Source organism: Pseudomonas sp. NGC7 (genome assembly GCF_047159675.1).
Classification (GTDB): Bacteria; Pseudomonadota; Gammaproteobacteria; order Pseudomonadales; family Pseudomonadaceae; genus Aquipseudomonas; species Aquipseudomonas kermanshahensis.
Genome location: NZ_BAAFZY010000001.1, coordinates 1,277,004 through 1,294,294, shown reverse-complemented (window position 1 = coordinate 1,294,294; position 17,291 = coordinate 1,277,004). Strand labels below are relative to the sequence as shown.

13 protein-coding genes and 3 tRNA genes are annotated in these 17,291 nt (G+C 63.0%); 11 read left to right on the top strand and 5 right to left on the bottom strand.

Annotation, left to right across the window (positions count from 1 at the left end; all coding sequences use genetic code 11):
- The first annotated feature begins 5 nt into the window (after positions 1 to 5).
- Positions 6 to 959, top strand: coding sequence for a hypothetical protein (locus ACMCNM_RS05855; protein WP_027594678.1), 954 nt, complete (start codon positions 6 to 8; stop codon positions 957 to 959).
- Between the two features lie 28 nt (positions 960 to 987).
- Here the strand turns inward: ACMCNM_RS05855 and dinB are convergent, their stop codons facing one another.
- A complete protein-coding gene (gene dinB / locus ACMCNM_RS05850) occupies positions 988 to 2,046 on the bottom strand; it encodes a DNA polymerase IV (RefSeq protein WP_172961409.1) in 1,059 nt (352 codons plus the stop codon).
- A gap of 221 nt (positions 2,047 to 2,267) precedes the next feature.
- On the opposite strand from dinB, the gene ACMCNM_RS05845 reads away from it, so the two are divergent.
- The 5 genes from ACMCNM_RS05845 to ACMCNM_RS05825 all read left to right on the top strand — a co-directional run bounded on the left by ACMCNM_RS05845 (position 2,268) and on the right by ACMCNM_RS05825 (position 6,965).
- Positions 2,268 to 2,344 (top strand) — tRNA-Met (locus ACMCNM_RS05845).
- A 134-nt stretch (positions 2,345 to 2,478) separates the two neighbouring features.
- A tRNA-Met gene (locus ACMCNM_RS05840) sits at positions 2,479 to 2,555 on the top strand.
- A 133-nt stretch (positions 2,556 to 2,688) separates the two neighbouring features.
- Positions 2,689 to 2,765: transfer RNA gene (locus tag ACMCNM_RS05835), tRNA-Met, on the top strand.
- 265 nt (positions 2,766 to 3,030) lie between these two features.
- Positions 3,031 to 5,673: a bifunctional lysylphosphatidylglycerol flippase/synthetase MprF gene (gene mprF, locus ACMCNM_RS05830; RefSeq protein ID WP_412764073.1), complete on the top strand. Its 2,643-nt coding sequence runs from the start codon at positions 3,031 to 3,033 to the stop codon at positions 5,671 to 5,673.
- Positions 5,673 to 6,965 (top strand): virulence factor family protein, encoded by a 1,293-nt coding sequence (locus ACMCNM_RS05825; RefSeq protein WP_085272412.1) that lies wholly within the window; start codon positions 5,673 to 5,675, stop codon positions 6,963 to 6,965. The genes mprF and ACMCNM_RS05825 overlap by 1 nt, the downstream gene beginning before the upstream one ends.
- Before the next feature lie 245 nt (positions 6,966 to 7,210).
- Here the strand turns inward: ACMCNM_RS05825 and ACMCNM_RS05820 are convergent, their stop codons facing one another.
- Entirely contained in the window at positions 7,211 to 9,121 is a 1,911-nt protein-coding gene (locus tag ACMCNM_RS05820; RefSeq protein WP_099455088.1) for a potassium transporter Kup, read from the bottom strand.
- A gap of 236 nt (positions 9,122 to 9,357) precedes the next feature.
- On the opposite strand from ACMCNM_RS05820, the gene rimO reads away from it, so the two are divergent.
- The 5 genes from rimO to tsaA all read left to right on the top strand — a co-directional run bounded on the left by rimO (position 9,358) and on the right by tsaA (position 13,446).
- The gene (gene rimO, locus ACMCNM_RS05815) at positions 9,358 to 10,689 is read left to right on the top strand and encodes a 30S ribosomal protein S12 methylthiotransferase RimO (protein WP_027594684.1); all 1,332 of its coding nucleotides are present in this window, start codon (positions 9,358 to 9,360) and stop codon (positions 10,687 to 10,689) included.
- A gap of 262 nt (positions 10,690 to 10,951) precedes the next feature.
- On the top strand, positions 10,952 to 11,410 hold the full coding sequence (locus ACMCNM_RS05810; RefSeq protein WP_412764072.1) for a GNAT family N-acetyltransferase: 459 nt from the start codon (positions 10,952 to 10,954) through the stop codon (positions 11,408 to 11,410).
- Between the two features lie 112 nt (positions 11,411 to 11,522).
- Complete coding sequence (locus tag ACMCNM_RS05805; protein ID WP_412764071.1) at positions 11,523 to 12,233, top strand: rRNA pseudouridine synthase; 711 nt, start codon at positions 11,523 to 11,525, stop codon at positions 12,231 to 12,233.
- A 49-nt stretch (positions 12,234 to 12,282) separates the two neighbouring features.
- Positions 12,283 to 12,744 (top strand): DUF1456 family protein, encoded by a 462-nt coding sequence (locus ACMCNM_RS05800; protein ID WP_027594687.1) that lies wholly within the window; start codon positions 12,283 to 12,285, stop codon positions 12,742 to 12,744.
- Between the two features lie 6 nt (positions 12,745 to 12,750).
- Positions 12,751 to 13,446: a tRNA (N6-threonylcarbamoyladenosine(37)-N6)-methyltransferase TrmO gene (tsaA, locus tag ACMCNM_RS05795; RefSeq protein ID WP_412764070.1), complete on the top strand. Its 696-nt coding sequence runs from the start codon at positions 12,751 to 12,753 to the stop codon at positions 13,444 to 13,446.
- Positions 13,447 to 13,505: 59 nt separating this feature from the next.
- Here tsaA and ACMCNM_RS05790 read toward each other — a convergent pair whose 3' ends face one another.
- The 3 genes from ACMCNM_RS05790 to ACMCNM_RS05780 form a co-directional block, all read right to left on the bottom strand.
- Positions 13,506 to 14,828 carry a dicarboxylate/amino acid:cation symporter gene (locus tag ACMCNM_RS05790; RefSeq protein ID WP_027594689.1) on the bottom strand — a complete coding sequence of 441 codons (1,323 nt, stop codon included), beginning with the start codon at positions 14,826 to 14,828 and terminating at the stop codon, positions 13,506 to 13,508.
- Positions 14,829 to 15,211: 383 nt separating this feature from the next.
- Positions 15,212 to 16,558: an ATP-binding protein gene (locus tag ACMCNM_RS05785; protein WP_186681005.1), complete on the bottom strand. Its 1,347-nt coding sequence runs from the start codon at positions 16,556 to 16,558 to the stop codon at positions 15,212 to 15,214.
- Positions 16,555 to 17,232, bottom strand: coding sequence for a response regulator (locus ACMCNM_RS05780; RefSeq protein WP_027594691.1), 678 nt, complete (start codon positions 17,230 to 17,232; stop codon positions 16,555 to 16,557). Before ACMCNM_RS05780 ends, ACMCNM_RS05785 begins: the two co-directional genes overlap by 4 nt.
- Positions 17,233 to 17,291 lie beyond the last annotated feature (59 nt).

The window sequence follows — 17,291 nt, the reverse complement described above, 5'->3', positions numbered from 1 at the left end:
TGATCATGTCCAAGCGAAGTACCTTTCCCCTGGGGGGCGCCGCACTGTGCGGCGCCCTGCTCATCAGCGGCTGCGCCAACCAGATGTCCCAGCGCAGCGAGCACGAGGAGCGCGTCGAGCGAAAATTGCTCGAACACAGTCTGCAGATCGATGTCGGCGAGCCGAAGGTGATGGAGCTGCCGCAACGACGTGTGCGCGTGCATGAGCTGAAGCGCTTCGAAGTCACCGAGTTCGAAGTAACCCGGCGCTACGACCGCTACACGCCTTACCAGCCCTGGCGGGAGATCTACGAGATCCCACTGGGTGCGGTGGCTGTAGTGGCGGGCGTGGGTGCCAACGTGGTCAACGTGTTCGCCTTGGGCAACCTGCCTGAAAGCGTGACCCACGACTGGCTCAGCTACGGCGTGGCGGGGCTTAACCCGTTCATGAACGTGCAGTCCAACGGTCGCGCCCAGCAGAACCTTGCCGGGATCAGCGAAGTGCAGAAGGACCAGCGCGAGGAGTCCACCAGCCTGCCCTGGAGCGAGCGCCTGGTCGAAGTCAAGGCCGGCAAACTCACCCACGAGCTGACCACCGACAGAAACGGCGTGCTGCGCCTGAACCTGCTCGACAGCCCGTTCTCCGAGCAGAACCTCAACCACATCGGCACCCTGCACCTGCAGGTGGTCGATGAGGACAATGCGGTGCGCGGTGACGCCAGCCTGCTGGTCAGCGCCACCCTGCGCAACAAGCTGCTTGAAGCGCATGAGCTGATCTTTGACGACCTGGAAGACGATGATGTCAGCCAGTGGGTGCACCGGGTCAAACGCCTGTCCGAACTGGGCCTGGAAGAGGAAGCCAGTGAAATGGAGCAGAGCCTGATCGAGCTGACGCGCAACGATCCGGAACTGCAGCAGGAATTCCTGCAATCCCTGACCAAGGCCACCGGGCGGCTGGTAGCTGACCCAGGGGTGCAATAAATGAAAGGGGCCGCTTAGCGGCCCTTGTTCATTTAGGTGGGAACAGCTCCAGTTGCTCATGCCCACCGCGCAAATCCCGCAACCTCACCCCAACCCCCAGCAAGCGCACCGGCTTGTCACCCCGCGCGAAGGCCTGCTTCATTAGTTGCCGGTAACTCTCCAGGTCCCTGCCTGCCCCCGCCTGCTCCATGGTCGTCTGGCTGAAGTCATGGAACTTGACCTTGACGAAAGGCTTGTCTGGCCGATAGCTGCTGTCCATGCGGGCAATGCGTTCATTAAGGCTGTCGAGCAACGCAGGAAGACGCTCCAGGCAACTGGCCAGGTCCGGCAGATCGGTATCGTAGGTATTTTCCACGCTGACCGATTGCCTGCGGCTGTCATTGTGCACAGCACGCTCATCAATACCCCTCGCCAGCCCCCAAAGCCGCTCACCAAAACTGCCGAACTCACGCACCAGGGCCAGGCGGGACCACTCGCGCAGGTCCAGGCAGGTATCGATACCCAACCGCGCCAGCTTGTCCGCCGTGACCTTGCCCACACCATGCAACCGGGCGACGGGCAAGGCCGCGACAAACGCCTCGACCTCCCCCGGGGTGATGACGAACAGGCCATTGGGCTTACGCCAGTCACTGGCGATCTTGGCCAGGAACTTGTTGGGGGCGACACCCGCCGACACCGTGATATGCAAGGTACGGGCGACGCGCCGGCGAATGTCCTCGGCAATCCGTGTCGCGCTACCGGCGTACCACTGGCTGTCGCTGACATCCAGGTAAGCTTCATCCAGCGACAAGGGCTCGATCAGCTCGGTGTAATCGCGAAAAATGGCGTGAATCTCACGCGATGCCTCGCGATAGGCTTCAAAACGGGGTTTGACGATCAACAAGTCAGGGCACAGCTTGAGCGCATGGCGCGAGGACATGGCCGAGCGCACGCCATAGGCACGGGCTTCATAGTTGCAGGTGGCGATGACCCCGCGATGGTCGGCCGACCCGCCGACCGCCATGGGCCGACCGGCCAGGCGCGGGTCATCACGCATCTCGATCGCGGCGTAGAAGCAATCGCAGTCGACATGGATGATCTTGCGCAAGGACATGGATGACCGTCAGTACTGTAGATTCATACAGATAGTATCGCATGGCCCCTCTGGCGCAACAGCCTGCACGGCGCATGCCTCGACAATTGGCCTGCAAGGCCCGCCGCGCCTGCCCCGCGCGCCTTGCTCAAACGCTAAGGGTTTGAACGAAAAAGGGTTTTCTTGGAATATTGCTTGACATAGGGCGGGAAATCCGTAGAATTCGATCTCACAGGCGCGGGATGGAGCAGCCTGGTAGCTCGTCGGGCTCATAACCCGAAGGTCGTCGGTTCAAATCCGGCTCCCGCAACCAGATTCGAGAAAAGGCCACTGTTAACGCAGTGGCCTTTTTCTTTGGTCTCGAAAAAGTCATTGTGGAAAATTGACGATAAATCAAGAGCTAACGCTTGACACACCGTCAATAAACTGTAGAATCCGCCCCACAGACGCGGGATGGAGCAGTCTGGTAGCTCGTCGGGCTCATAACCCGAAGGTCGTCGGTTCAAATCCGGCTCCCGCAACCAAACAAAGAGAAGGCCACTGTTAACGCAGTGGCCTTTTTCTTTGCATCGAAAATGATGCAGAAGAAAAAAGGTTGAGAAATCAACAATTAACGCTTTACACAGATTCAACAAGCTGTAGAATGCGCACCTCTGACGCGGGATGGAGCAGTCTGGTAGCTCGTCGGGCTCATAACCCGAAGGTCGTCGGTTCAAATCCGGCTCCCGCAACCATATTCGTCAGAACAAACCCCGCCTGTGTAACAGCAGCGCGGGGTTTGTTGTTTTATGGCCCCACGTTTTTCACCGCCACGGCACCAAGCTGCCACTCGCCTGCCCCCCAGGCTTGAGAAACCCCTCTCAGGATGAACTATCTTTAACCCGGCCAGAACGCTGAAAGCGCCTGTGCACGGAGTACTATTGGATACGTTTTCCTAAGGGACTTTCACTTGGCCGCACCTCTCCCCTACCTCGCGCTGCCGGCTCGGGGTACCAATCGATGACTTCCCACAACCCTGAACCTCCGGTGCCCCTCGCATCGGCGCTACCGACTGCTGCGCAGCGCCTGCCCATGATCGAGCGCTTGAGCCGCTATCGTCAGCCCATTGGCCTGGCGGTGACGCTGGTACTATTCGCCATGGCGCTGGTTGCCTGCCGCCACCTGCTGAGCGAGCTGGACATCTATGCGCTGCACGATGCCATGCTCAGCGTGCCGACGCAGTCGTTGCTCGGTGCGTTGCTGGCGACAGTCGTCGGGTTCGTGATCCTGCTGGGGTACGAATGGTCGGCCAGCCGCTATGCCGGCGTGAAACTGCCCGCGCGCAGCCTGGTCCTGGGCGGCTTCAGCGCCTTCGCTATCGGTAACGCCATTGGCCTGTCGATGCTGTCGGGTGGTTCGGTACGCTACCGCCTGTATGCGCGCCAGGGCCTTGGGGCTGCCGAAGTTGCGCGGATGACCGTTTTTGCCAGCCTGTCGCTGGGGTGTGCGTTGCCGCCCCTGGCTGCCTTGGCGACCTTGAGCGATCTGCCCGCCGCCTCCACGGCGCTGGGCCTTTCGCCGGGCCTGTTGGCGGGTATCGCTGCTGCTGTACTGGTGCTGTTTGCAGTGTTGGTGATCGGGCTCTATCGCAGGCGCCTGGCCGAACAACCCGTGGCCGATAACCTGTTGGTGCAACTGGGCCGCCGCACGCTGCGCCTGCCGGGTGCCCGCCTGGCTGCGCTGCAATTGCTGATCACTGCCTTGGACGTGGCCGCCGCAGCCACCGTGCTGTACCTGCTGCTGCCCGAAGCACCGCCCTTTGGCGCGTTCATCCTGGTGTACCTGCTGGCCTTGGCCGCTGGCGTGCTCAGCCATGTACCCGGCGGTGTCGGGGTGTTCGAGGCGATCTTGCTGGCAGCCTTTGCCGACCAGTTGGGCGCCGCGCCACTGGCCGCAGCCTTGTTGCTGTATCGCCTGATCTACGTGGTATTGCCGCTGCTGCTGGCCTGCGTGCTGTTGTTGGCCAACGAGGCACGGCGCCTGCTGTTCGCGCAACAGGCGATCAAGGTAGCTTCAGGGCTGGCCGCACCGGTGCTGTCGATCCTGGTATTCCTGTCCGGCGTCGTACTGCTGTTCTCCGGTGCCACGCCGGAGATCGACACGCGCCTGGAGCACATGGGTTTTCTGGTGCCCCATCGCCTGATCGATGCATCGCACTTCGGCGCCAGCCTGATCGGCGTGCTCTGCCTGCTGTTGGCCCAAGGGCTGCGCCGGCGCCTGTCGGCGGCCTGGCTGCTGACCACCACATTGCTGCTGGTCGGTGCCTTGCTGTCGCTGCTCAAGGGCTTTGACTGGGAAGAAGCGTGCCTGCTCACGTTCACGGCTGCCCTGCTTGCCCTGTTCCGCCGCTCCTTCTACCGCCCCAGCCGCTTGCTGGAGCTGCCCTTCTCGCCGGTGTTCCTGGTGGCCAGCGCCTGTGTGGTGGGTGCTTCGGTGTGGTTGCTGCTGTTTGCCTACCAGGATGTGCCCTACAGCCACCAGCTGTGGTGGCAGTTCACCCTGGATGCCGATGCCCCGCGCGGCCTGCGAGCAGCCATGGGCAGCGCCGTGCTGCTGGTGGCCGTGGCCCTGACCTGGCTGCTGCGCACCGCACCGCCGGTCATCCACCTGCCCGATGACGAAGAGCTGCAACGCGCCAATCGTATTCTGCTGGCGTCCGACCAGCCCGATGGCGGCCTGGCGCTGACGGGGGACAAGGCCTTGCTGTTCCACCCACGCGACAACGCCTTCCTGATGTATGCCCGTCGCGGTCGCAGCCTGGTGGCCCTGTATGACCCGATCGGCCCCACCCAAGAGCGCGCCGAGATGATCTGGCAGTTCCGTGACCTGTGCGACCTGCACCACGCCCGACCGGTGTTCTATCAGGTACGCGCAGAGAACCTGCCCTTCTATATGGACATTGGCCTGACCGCCCTCAAGCTGGGCGAGGAAGCCCGGGTCGACCTGCGCCGTTTCGACCTCGACGCCAAGGGCAAGGAGATGAAGGACCTGCGCTACACCTGGAACCGTGGCGGCCGTGACGGCCTTAGCCTGGAAATCCATGAGCCCGGTCACGCCCCACTGGCAGAGCTCAAGGAAATCTCCGATGCCTGGCTCAGCGGCAAGAACGTGCGCGAGAAAGGGTTCTCGCTCGGGCGCTTCAGCCCCGAGTACCTGCAGCATTTCCGGATTGCCCTGATTCGCTTCCAGGGCCGGCCCGTTGCATTTGCCAACCTGCTGGAAACCCACAGCAACGAGCTGGCCAGCCTCGACCTGATGCGCGCACATCCAGAAGCGCCGAAGCTGACCATGGAATTCATGATGATCGGCCTGATCCTGCACTACAAAAGCCATGACTACGGCCGTTTCAGCCTGGGCATGGTCCCGCTTTCCGGGCTGCAGCCACGGCGTGGCGCGCCGTTGACCCAACGCCTGGGCTCAATGGTGTTCCGCCGCGGCGAACAGCTCTACAACTTCCAGGGGCTTCGACGCTTCAAGGACAAGTTCCAACCGGACTGGGAACCCCGTTACATGGCTGTGCCAGCAGGGCTCGACCCGCTGGTGGCACTGGCCGACACTGCCGCCCTGATTGCTGGCGGCCTGACTGGATTGGTGAAACGCTGATGATCCGACGCTATTGGCTGTACCTGGTGATTGCGCTGCTGCTGGCCGCCCTTGGCGGGGCCGCGGCCTTCTGGTTGTGGACGCGCCCGGCCCCTGAGGCGCGCCTTGAGCAATTGACCCTGAATGACACCCACATCACCCGTGTCACCCCTGGCGTGCACGCCAAAGCCCGGGTCGCCATCGGCGTCCCCCAGGACCAGGCCCTGACCGACAAGCAGTTGCTGGACCTGAGCCAGGCCGGGGAAGCCCAGCTGGTGCAGGTGATCCTGCCGCCTAGCGACTGCAGCAAGCAGCAGCAAGCGCTGGACCTGGCACTGACCCAGCTCGCCGAGAAACCGACCCTAGTAGCCGGCATCGGCCCGGGTGCGGCACAAGCCTGGCGCTGGTTGGCCGCACAGACTGACGACAAGGCGCGGGCCATTTCCGTCGACTTCACCCTCGAGCAACCCGGCTGCCAGGCCACACTGCCCAAGTCGGCCGCCCACGGCCACTGGAACGTCGCCTGGAACGACAACCCGGATGACGCCAGCGCGGCCTTCGTGCGCGACCAGGCCAACGCTGAAACCAGCATCAGCGATTACGACATCCACTTGCCCCAGGTACTCAAATCGCAGCTGACCCAAGCCTTGGTCGGGCATGACGGCAACGCCCTGGCCATCCCGGTGGTCGAGGTGCCGGCTGGGCAAACCACCGACACCGTCACCCTGTTCCTGTCCGGAGATGGCGGCTGGCGCGACCTGGACCGGGACGTTGCCGGGGAAATGGCCAAGCTGGGCTACCCGGTGGTCGGCATCGACACCTTGCGCTATTACTGGCAACACAAGACCCCGGAACAAAGCGCCGCAGACCTGTCGGAACTGATGCAGCACTATCGTCAGAAATGGGGTACCAAGCGTTTTGTATTGACCGGTTATTCATTTGGCGCCGACGTGCTGCCCGCCATCTACAACCGCCTGCCGGCCGAAGACCAGCAACGCATCGACGCGGTGATGCTGCTGGCCTTCGCCCGCAGCGGCAGCTTCGAGATCGAGGTCGAGGGCTGGCTGGGCAAAGAAGGCCAGGAGGCGCCAACCGGCCCAGAAATGGCCAAGCTGCCAGCGTCCAAAGTGGTGTGCGTCTACGGCGTGGAAGAGACCGACGAAAGCGGCTGCACCGACAAGACGGCCGTCGGTGAGCGACTGAAGCTACCGGGGGGGCACCACTTCGATGAGAACTACCCCGCGCTGGCCAAGCGCCTGATCGGCGAGATCGAGACGCGCCAGGGCAAGTCGAGCGTGGCGGAGCAGAACTGATAGAAAGGGGCCGCCATGCGGCCCAATCGCCGGCAAGCCGGCTCCCACCCGAACTCTGTAGCCTCCAAGTCTAGCGCCGCACCTGTGGGAGCGGGCTTGCCCGCGAAGAGGCCGGAACAAGCACCACAAGACAGTTGCTCCCACAGGAAGTGTGCAGCGCTTGAGGGCGCTGTTGAACCTGTGGGAGCCGGCTTGCCGGCGATGAAGGCAGAACGGGCTGCGCAATACCAGCAGCCCGACCTGGCTCAAATCTCGACCTGGGTCCCCAGCTCGATCACCCGGTTCAACGGTAGATTGAAGAAGCGTAGATTGCCGTTGGCGTTCTTCAGCAAAAACGCAAACAGGTTCCCGCGCCAGCGCGACATGCCCTCCAGCCGCGACGCAATGACGGTTTCGCGGCTAAGGAAGTACGTCGTGCGCATCGGGCTGAAATCCAGGTCTTCCAGGTGGCACAGCTTCAACGCCGCCGGCACGTCCGGCTCGTCCATGAAGCCAAAGTGCAACAGCACGCGGAAGAACCCGTCGCCATAGGCCTCCACCTCGAAACGCTCCTGCTCCGGTACCCGTGGCTGGTCCTCGCTGACCACCGTCAGCAGCACCACCTGGCTGTGCAGCACCTGGTTGTGCAACATGTTGTGCAGCAGTGCATGGGGCACGGCGTCGGGGCGCGCCGTCAGGAACACCGCCGTCCCTTCAACCCGGTGCGGCGGCTGGATGCGGATGCTGCTGATGAACACCGGCAGCGGCAGCGCGCCTTCATCGATGCGCTCGACAAGAATCTGCTTGCCGCGCTTCCAGGTGCTCATCAACAGGTACAACACGCCGCCCGCCAACACCGGGAAGGCCCCGCCCTGCACGATCTTCGGCACGTTGGCGGCGAAGAACAGCCCGTCCACGAACAAAAAGCCCAGCAGTATCGGCACTGCCAGCACCGGCGGCCACTTCCACAACAGCAGCATCACCGACGACACCAAGATGGTGGTCATCAGCATGGTGCCGGTGACCGCCACTCCATAGGCCGCGGCCAGGGCGCCGGACGATTCAAAACCGATGACCAGCAACACGACACCGACCATCAACGTCCAGTTCACCGCACCGATGTAGATCTGCCCCTGTTCATCGCTGGACGTGTGCTGGATCTGCATGCGCGGTATGTAGCCCAGCTGGATAGCTTGGCGCGTCAGGGAGAAGGCCCCGGAAATCACGGCCTGCGAAGCGATCACCGTGGCCATGGTCGCCAACCCCACCAGCGGCAGCAACGCCCAGGACGGTGCCAGCAGGTAGAAGGGGTTGCGCGCCGCCTCCGGGTTCTGCAGCAGTATTGCACCCTGGCCAAAGTAGTTGAGCACCAGCGCCGGCAGCACCAGGGCGAACCAAGCGCGGGCAATCGGTTTGCGGCCGAAGTGGCCCATGTCGGCGTACAGCGCCTCGGCACCGGTCAGCGCCAGCACCACGGCACCGAGAATGGCCACGCCCATGCCGGGGTGAACAATGAAGAAGTTCACCGCCCAGCCGGGGTTGAATGCCCTGAGCACTTCAGGGCTTTGCGAGATGCCATGCACCCCCAAGGCCCCCAGCACCACGAACCAGGCCACCATGATCGGGCCAAACAGCTTGCCGATCTTGTCGGTGCCATGCTTTTGCACCAGGAACAGCGCTACCAGCACCACCAGCGAAATGGGCACCACCCAGTGATCGATGCCGTCGAAAGCCAGGCCCATGCCCTCGACCGCCGACAGGACCGACACCGCCGGGGTGATCATGCTGTCGCCATAGAACAGCGAAGCGCCGATCAGCCCGCAGATGACCATCAGCGTACGCAGCCGCGGATGGGCCGCCGTGGCTCGCCGCGCCAGCGCGGTAAGCGCCATGGTGCCGCCCTCGCCCTGGTTGTCGGCACGCAGGATGAACATCACGTATTTGAACGACACCACCCACAGCAGCGACCAGAGGATCAGCGACAGGATCCCCAGCACACCGTCATGGTTGACCGGCACGCCATAGCCACCGGTAAAGACTTCTTTGAGCGTATACAGCGGGCTGGTGCCAATATCGCCATAGACCACCCCGACCGCCGCCACGAGCAGGCCCAGCGACCGCGTCGCACCCTGCTTCCCCTCGTGCCCGCCTTCGGCATGACTGCTTGCCTGAACCATCGACCACTCCCGCAGACGGCCCTCTCGGCCGATAGAATTCACCCCCACGTCAGGGCATGGCAGATACCCGGACGCAACGGCGCGAAGCATAGCGCAGCGTTCGTCGTATTTCTGCTAGTCAAGCGACCTTGCGCTCGCTAGAATTGCGCACTTTTTGATCAGAGGCGCCCAAAAGCGCCCGTCAAGATCGCCCCCGTTTCCGGTCGGGCGACCTGTATTCAATACCGAGGTTAGTCATGTCCACCACTCCCGCCACCCCTAAGGTAGGTTTCGTAAGCCTGGGTTGCCCAAAAGCCCTGGTCGATTCCGAGCGCATTCTGACCCAGCTGCGCATGGAAGGTTATGAAGTCGTGCCCACCTACGAGGACGCCGACGTGGTGGTGGTCAACACCTGCGGCTTCATCGACAGCGCCAAGGCCGAGTCGCTGGAAGTGATCGGCGAAGCGATCAAGGAAAACGGCAAGGTCATCGTCACCGGTTGCATGGGTGTCGAGGAAGGCAGCATCCGTGATGTGCACCCGAGCGTATTGTCGGTTACCGGCCCGCAGCAGTACGAGCAAGTGGTCAACGCCGTGCACGAAGTGGTGCCGCCACGCCAGGACCACAACCCGCTGATCGACCTGGTGCCGCCTCAAGGCGTCAAGCTGACCCCGCGTCACTACGCCTATCTGAAGATTTCCGAAGGCTGCAACCACAGCTGCAGCTTCTGCATCATCCCGTCGATGCGCGGCAAACTGGTCAGCCGCCCGGTGGGGGAAGTGTTGAGCGAGGCCGAGCGCCTGGTCAAGGCGGGCGTCAAGGAGATCCTGGTGATTTCCCAGGACACCAGCGCCTACGGCGTCGACGTCAAGTACAAGACCGACTTCTGGAACGGCCGCCCGGTCAAGACCCGCATGCTCGAGCTGTGCGAAGCGCTGAGCAGCCTGGGCGCCTGGGTCCGCCTGCATTATGTGTACCCCTATCCGAACGTCGACGACGTGATCCCACTGATGGCCGCCGGCAAGATCCTGCCGTACCTGGACATCCCGTTCCAGCACGCCAGCCCGAAAGTGCTCAAGTCGATGAAGCGCCCGGCCTTCGAAGACCGTACCCTGGCGCGCATCAAGAACTGGCGCGAGCAGTGCCCTGAGCTGGTGATCCGTTCGACCTTCATCGTCGGCTTCCCTGGCGAAACCGAAGAAGACTTCCAGTACCTGCTCGACTGGCTGACCGAAGCCCAGCTCGACCGCGTCGGCTGCTTCCAGTATTCGCCTGTCGAAGGCGCCCCGGCCAACGACCTGGGCCTGGACGAAGTGCCGGATGACGTCAAGCAGGACCGCTGGGACCGCTTCATGGCGCATCAGCAAGCCATCAGCAGCGCCCGCCTGCAGCTGCGCATCGGCAAAGAGATCGAAGTGCTGATCGACGAAGTCGAGGAGCAAGGTTCGGTTGGCCGCAGCTTCTTTGATGCGCCAGAGATCGACGGCAGCGTGTTCATCGATGGCGACCATGGCTTCAAACCCGGCGACAAAGTGCGTTGCCGGGTGGTGGATGCCGACGAGTACGACATGTGGGCAGAGCCTGTCTGATCAACGCAAAGCGCTGAAATACCGGGGGCGCATTGCGCCCCTTGTGTTGCCACATCCGCCCACACCCTCCGGTCATGCGCACTCCCGGTAGGAGCAGCCTTGTGCTGCGAAGAGGCCGGTACTAGCAGCGAAGATTTACGGAATTGCCACTGGCCTCTTCGCAGCACAAGGCTGCTCCTACAATGGAATGGTTAGGCTGATCTGACGCCGACCTTTGCTTTTGCATCTATCGTTTTCCTCAGTGCCCAGGAGGATTACACGGATGCGCCAGGTTTCGACGCTGCATACCCCCCATCTGCGCGACTACCCCGAGCTGACCCAGGTTTGGGAAGACTCGGTGCGCGCGACACACGACTTCCTGCCTGATGCCTATATCCTGCTGCTGCGCGAACATGTGCTGCACCGCTACCTCGATGCGGTGATGCTGATTTGCTGCAAAGACTCACAGCAACGCATCCAGGGCTTTGCCGGCGTGGCCAATGGGCGGGTGGACATGCTGTTCGTCGCGCCCTCATACCGTGGCAAGGGCATTGGTAAACGGCTGCTGCATTACGCCATCGATGAACTGAATGCCGAACGCTTGGATGTCAATGAGCAGAACCCGCAGGCGCTGGGGTTCTACCTGCACGAAGGTTTTGAGGTAGTTGGCCGTTCGCAGACCGATGGGCTGGGGCAGCCCTACCCTTTGCTGCACCTGCGGCTGATCCGCGCAGGGGCCTGACGCTTCTGCCGTGTTGTCTCGCCAAAACGGCGTAAATGACACAGATTCCCAGCCCCTCGACCGCCCAGGCAGGTACAATGGCGGCCTTTCCCTGCCTTTGCGAATCGCCGTCATGTCTGAGCCCGTCCGCCTGTCCAAACGCCTTATCGAGCAATTCGGCTGTTCCCGCCGCGAAGCCGAGCTGTACATCGAAGGCGGCTGGGTCACGGTCGATGGCGTGGTGGTCGAGCAGCCGCAGTTCAAGGTCGACGGCCAACTCGTCGAGCTGCTGCCCGGTGCGCGTGCCGAAAATCTCGAACCCGTGACCCTCCTGCTCAACCAGCCTGCCGGCCTGGACACCGAGTCGGCCCGTATCAGCATGACTATGGACACCCTCAGCGAGGCGCACCGTGAAGGTGTTCGGCCGCTGCATGGGCACTTCACCAAGCTGTCCTGCATTGCCCCCCTCGAGCGTGGCGCCAGCGGCCTGCAGATTTTCACCCAGGATTGGCGCGTAGCGCGCAAGATCGACGCCGACCTGCGTCGCCTGGAGCAGGAATACATCATCGAAGTCAGCGGCGAAGCCACCCCGCAGGCGCTGGAGCGCCTGGCCCGTGGTGTGATGCGCAATGACCGGGAGTTGCCCAAGGCCAAGGCCAGCTGGCAGAACGAAACCCACCTGCGCCTGGCCTTGAAAAACCCGCAGCCGGGGCAGATTTCCGAACTGTGCGCCAGCCTGCGCCTGCAGATAATCAGCATGCGCCGCATTCGCCTGGGCGGTGTGTCCATGGGCAAGCTGCCATTGGGACAGTGGCGCTACATGGCTACCAGCGAACGTTTCTAAGCAATACCGCCGCGCCGGATGGCACGGCTCAGAACAGGATTTCAGCCAAATGAACCACAACGATGTACTGCGCAGCCTGCGCTACATGCTCAAGATCAACGATGCCAAAATGGTCGGCATCATCAAGCTGTCGGGCCTGGAGGTCAGCGCCGAGACCCTGGCCAGCTACCTCAAGAAAGAGGAAGAGCCCGGCTTCGTGCGCTGCCCCGACCCGGTCATGGCGCACTTTCTGGATGGCCTGGTGATTCATCGCCGCGGCAAGGACGACAGCCGCCCGCAACAGCCGGTCGAGCTGCCGGTGACCAACAACACCATTCTGAAAAAGCTGCGCGTGGCGTTCGAGCTCAAGGAAGAAGACCTGCACGCGATACTCAAGTCGGTCAACTTCCCGGTCTCCAAACCCGAACTCAGCGCGCTGTTCCGCAAGGTCGGCCATGACAACTACCGGCCCTGCGGCGACCAGCTGCTGCGCAACTTCCTCAAGGGCCTGACCCTGCGCGTGCGCGGCTAAGTGGCCATGCAGCATACGGTTTCACCGGTCGGCATCGTCCGCTCCTGCTTCAAGGAAAAGTTCGCCATCCCGCGCCAGCCCCACCTGGCACCCGCGGCGCGTGGCGTGCTGGAGCTGCTGCCGCCGTTCGACCAGGGTGATGCCGTGGCGGGCCTGGAGCAGGTCAGCCATGTCTGGCTGTTGTTTCTGTTCCACCAGGCCCTGGAAGACAAGCCACGCCTGAAAGTGCGCCCACCGCGCCTGGGCGGCAACAAGAGCATGGGCGTGTTCGCCACCCGTGCCACCCACAGGCCCAATGGTATTGGCCAGTCGGTGGTACGCCTGGAAGGCGTAGAGCCTGGTCGCCTGCTGCTGTCCGGGATCGACCTGCTCGATGGCACCCCGGTGCTGGATATCAAGCCTTACGTACCCTATGCCGACAGCATTGCCGGTGCCAGCAACCAGATGGCCAGCGAAGCGCCTGCCGCCATCGCCGTGCAATGGCACGACGATGCCCTGCCCCAGGCCCACGCGCATGCGCTGCGCCTGGGCGAGCCACTGGTGGAGCTGATTGAGCAGTGCCTCGGGCAAGACCCGCGGCCGGCGTATCAGGTGCCACCCCCGGAGCGGGTGTATGGGGTCAAGTTCTGGGATGTGCAGGTGCGCTGGCATTATCCGCAGCCGGCGCTGATCCGCGTGCAGGAAGTCGTGTTGGATCATTGATCCGAGCGTGCACAAAAAAGGCGACCCGAAGGTCGCCTTTTTTCATTGCCTAACCGCGATCAGCGCGCCGGGCCTTCAGCCACGCCCAGGTCGTCGGTCGGACGGGTGTCTTCCAGCGGTGCGCCGCCAGATGCCAGCTCGGAAGCCAGCTTGTCGTTGTCCATTTCGTTGACCCACTTGGCCACGACCACGGTGGCAACGGCGTTACCGACCAGGTTGGTCAAGGCACGGGCTTCGGACATGAAGCGGTCGATGCCCAGGATCAGCGCCAGCCCGGCAACCGGCAGGTGGCCAACCGCCGACAGGGTGGCTGCCAGCACGATGAAGCCCGAACCGGTCACGCCAGCAGCGCCTTTGGACGCCACCAACAGTACCAGCAGCAGGGTGATCTGGTGGGTGATGTCCATGGTGGTGTCAGTCGCCTGGGCGATGAACACAGCGGCCATGGTCAGGTAGATCGAGGTGCCGTCCAGGTTGAACGAGTAGCCCGTCGGGATGACCAGGCCAACCACCGATTTCTTCGCACCCAGGCGCTCCATCTTCGCCAGCATGCGTGGCAGCGCGGACTCAGAAGAAGACGTGCCCAGCACGATCATCAGCTCTTCGCGGATGTAGCGGATCAGCTTGAGGACGCTGAAGCCGTGAGCGCGGCAGATACCGCCGAGAACCACCAGGACGAACAGCAGGCAGGTCACGTAGAAGCAGGCCATCAGGTAGCCCAGCTGCACCAGCGAACCCACGCCGTACTGGCCGATGGTGAAGGCCATGGCACCGAAGGCACCGACCGGGGCCAGCTTCATGATCATGTTGATGATGTTGAACATGACATGGGCGAAGCGGTCGATCAGGTCGAGCACCGGCTTGCCGTAGCTGCCCAGGCGGTGCAGGGCGAAGCCGAAGATCACCGAGAACATCAGCACTTGCAGGATATCGCCGTTGGCGAAGGCACCGACCACGGTGTTGGGGATGATGTTGAGCAGGAAGCCAACGGTGGTCTGCTGTGCGCCGGCGGCGGCATAAGCGGCCACGCTGCTGGCGTTCAGGGTGGTGACGTCGATGTGCATGCCAGCGCCTGGCTTGACCACGTTGACGACGACGAGGCCGATGATCAGGGCGATGGTGGAGACAATTTCAAAGTACAGGAGCGCGTAGCCGCCGGTCTTGCCTACCGACTTCATGCTCTGCATGCCAGCGATGCCGCTGACCACGGTGCAGAAGATGATCGGGGCGATGACCATTTTGATCAGTTTGACGAACCCGTCACCCAGGGGTTTGAGGGCAACGCCGGTTTCGGGATAGAAGTGGCCGAGCAGGATGCCGATGGTGATGGCGACCAACACCTGGACATACAGGGATTTGTACAGCGGCTGACGTGTCGTCATGGCTAATTTCCTCAAGTGTGCCGGTTCACCCTTCCCAGGGTGATGGGCACCTGAATCGCTAACCCTCCTGCACATGGAGGGATTTGTCGTTGTGTTCGAGCTGCCTGGGCAGGCCTCTGCCAGGATCAATAGCAAGGGCAATGCCAAAATGCCCACGAAGGGTGCAAAGGCCGAGATTGCTAGGGACAAGTGCCCAACGACAGGGCGAAAAAGCTGAGGAAGGCTGGCGGATTTCCGCCCGTTGGCGGAATTTGTACAAGGGGTGATGGCGGGAATCCGCCCATAGTGTATGGCGGTATGGCCCTTTCGCGGGTGAACCCGCTCCCACAGGGGAGCACTGCTTTCAAGCATGTGCATGCCTGTGAAAGGGCCGGTACTGCCGATCAATCCAGCGTGAAGGTGATCCGGAAGGCCGCGCCACCCAGCGGCGAATCCCCCAGGCTCAAGCCGGCGTCATAGCTGTCGACGATGTCTTTGACCACCGCCAGCCCGATGCCCTGCCCCGGGTGCTGGCTGTCCAGCCGCTCGCCGCGCTCCAGAATGCGCTCGCGCTGATCGGCCGGCACCCCTGGCCCATCGTCTTCGATGCACAGCGTCAGTTGGCCAGGCGCCTCTTCCAGGGTCACCCGTACGTGCCCCAGGCTCAACCGGTAGGCGTTTTCCAGCAGGTTGCCGAGCAGTTCCAGCAGCGCGCCCTGCTCCATCGGCAGCTGCGCGGCCTCGGGTATGTCCAGCGCGACGCTGACCTGCTTGTCGCGGTAGACCTTGGCCAAGGTGCTGCACAAGCTGTCGAGCAAGGGCTTGAGTTGCACGCTGTGACGCACCAGGCCGCTCTTGCGCAGGCTGGCGCGCTGCAGTTGGTAGTCGATCTGCTGGCTCATGCGTTCGATCTGGCTTTGCAGCACCCGCGCCTGCTCGCGCTCACCGCTGCGCTGGCGCAGGCTCTCGCCCACCCCTTGCAACACCGCCAGCGGTGTCTTCAGGCTGTGCGCCAGGTCATCCAGCGAGTCACGGTAGCGCTGGCGCTGCTCGCGCTCGCTGTGCAGCAGGCGGTTCAACGACCCGGTCAGGCGCAGCAGCTCCCGGGGGTGCTCGCGGCTCAACCCGTCACGCGCGCCGGCCTCCACCTCGTCCAGCTCGCGGCTCAGCCGCCGCAGCGAACGCAGGCCCCAGGTCAGGCCGGCCCACAACAGCACCAGCAGCGCCAGCAAGGCCGCGCCAAACCCCAGGTAGAGCTTTTCGCGCAGGCCATCGAGGGTGTGCTGGTACTCGCGCACCGGTTGCAGCGCAACGATGCTGTACGCCGCGCTCTGGCCGCCAAGCAGCTTGATCTCGACGTCATAGACGAAGAACTCTTCGCCATCGCCTTGATGGATGCGGGCGAATTCGTTGCCACGGCCGTCATAGCGGGGGCGGTAGTTGATGTTCTGGTCGGCGGTGGCCCGCGACTGCCACACCAGGTTGCCGTCGCGGTCAAAGATATAGCCGAGCAGGCCGGTGTAGGGCAGGTTGTAGCGTTCGTCCGGCAGCAAGGTCGGCATCTGCAACTGGCCGCGCTCGATGCGAGCGGCGGAGATCAGCGTGGTCACGTCCGAGGCCAGGCGTTGCTCGATGGATTCCTGCAGGGCAAGGCTGAACGCCTTCTGCAAGGCAGGCAGCAGCGCCAGCATGAACAGCAGCGCCAGCACTGCGGCCGCCAACATCAGGCGCACCCGCAGGGAACGGATCATCGGCAGCGCTCGGTAAACAGGTAACCCAGGCCGCGCACCGTGTCGATCGGTTTGAAGCCGTTATCACCTTCCAGCTTGCGGCGCAGGCGCCCGACCAGCACCTCGATCACATTGGGGTCACGTTCTTCATCGCCTGGGTAGAGTTGCTCCATCAGGCGGTCCTTGGCCACCACCTGCTGGTGGTGGCGCATGAGGTATTCGAGGATGCGGTATTCGTAGGCGGTCAGGGCCAGGGGCTGATCGTCCAGGGTCGCCTGCTTGCGGTTGAGGTCGAGCAGCAGCGGGCCTGCGGCGATGGTCGACTGGGTGAACCCGCTGGAGCGGCGCAGCAGCGCGTTGAGGCGCGCTTCGAGTTCTTCGAACTGGAAGGGTTTGACCAGGTAATCGTCGGCACCAGCGGCCAGGCCTTCGACCTTGTCCTGCCAGTTGCCACGGGCGGTGAGGATGAGAATGGGGAAGGTCTTGTTCTGGCTGCGCAGGCGGCCGATCAGTTCCAGGCCGCTCATGCCCGGCAGCCCCAGGTCGATCACGGCCAGGTCGAAGTGGTACTGCTCGGCCTGGTAAAGGGCCTCTTCAGCATCGGCGACAGCCTGGACCACGTGGCCGCTTTCGCCCAGGCGGGTGTAGAGGTGATGGCGAAGCAGCGCTTCGTCCTCGACCACCAGCAGTTTCATGTGCTGCTCCTTGTTTATATGGCCTGTGCCGGCCTCTTCGCAGCGCAAGGCTGCTCCTA

Coding starts and splice junctions, on each gene's coding strand:
- ACMCNM_RS05855 (WP_027594678.1), top strand. CDS start 6: ATGTCCAAGCGAAGTACCTTTCCCCTGGGGGGCGCCGCACTGTGCGGC.
- rimO (WP_027594684.1), top strand. CDS start 9,358: ATGTCCACCACTCCCGCCACCCCTAAGGTAGGTTTCGTAAGCCTGGGT.
- ACMCNM_RS05790 (WP_027594689.1), bottom strand. CDS start 14,828: ATGACGACACGTCAGCCGCTGTACAAATCCCTGTATGTCCAGGTGTTG.
- ACMCNM_RS05820 (WP_099455088.1), bottom strand. CDS start 9,121: ATGGTTCAGGCAAGCAGTCATGCCGAAGGCGGGCACGAGGGGAAGCAG.
- ACMCNM_RS05800 (WP_027594687.1), top strand. CDS start 12,283: ATGAACCACAACGATGTACTGCGCAGCCTGCGCTACATGCTCAAGATC.
- ACMCNM_RS05780 (WP_027594691.1), bottom strand. CDS start 17,232: ATGAAACTGCTGGTGGTCGAGGACGAAGCGCTGCTTCGCCATCACCTC.
- tsaA (WP_412764070.1), top strand. CDS start 12,751: ATGCAGCATACGGTTTCACCGGTCGGCATCGTCCGCTCCTGCTTCAAG.
- mprF (WP_412764073.1), top strand. CDS start 3,031: ATGACTTCCCACAACCCTGAACCTCCGGTGCCCCTCGCATCGGCGCTA.
- ACMCNM_RS05810 (WP_412764072.1), top strand. CDS start 10,952: ATGCGCCAGGTTTCGACGCTGCATACCCCCCATCTGCGCGACTACCCC.
- ACMCNM_RS05805 (WP_412764071.1), top strand. CDS start 11,523: ATGTCTGAGCCCGTCCGCCTGTCCAAACGCCTTATCGAGCAATTCGGC.
- ACMCNM_RS05785 (WP_186681005.1), bottom strand. CDS start 16,558: ATGATCCGTTCCCTGCGGGTGCGCCTGATGTTGGCGGCCGCAGTGCTG.
- ACMCNM_RS05825 (WP_085272412.1), top strand. CDS start 5,673: ATGATCCGACGCTATTGGCTGTACCTGGTGATTGCGCTGCTGCTGGCC.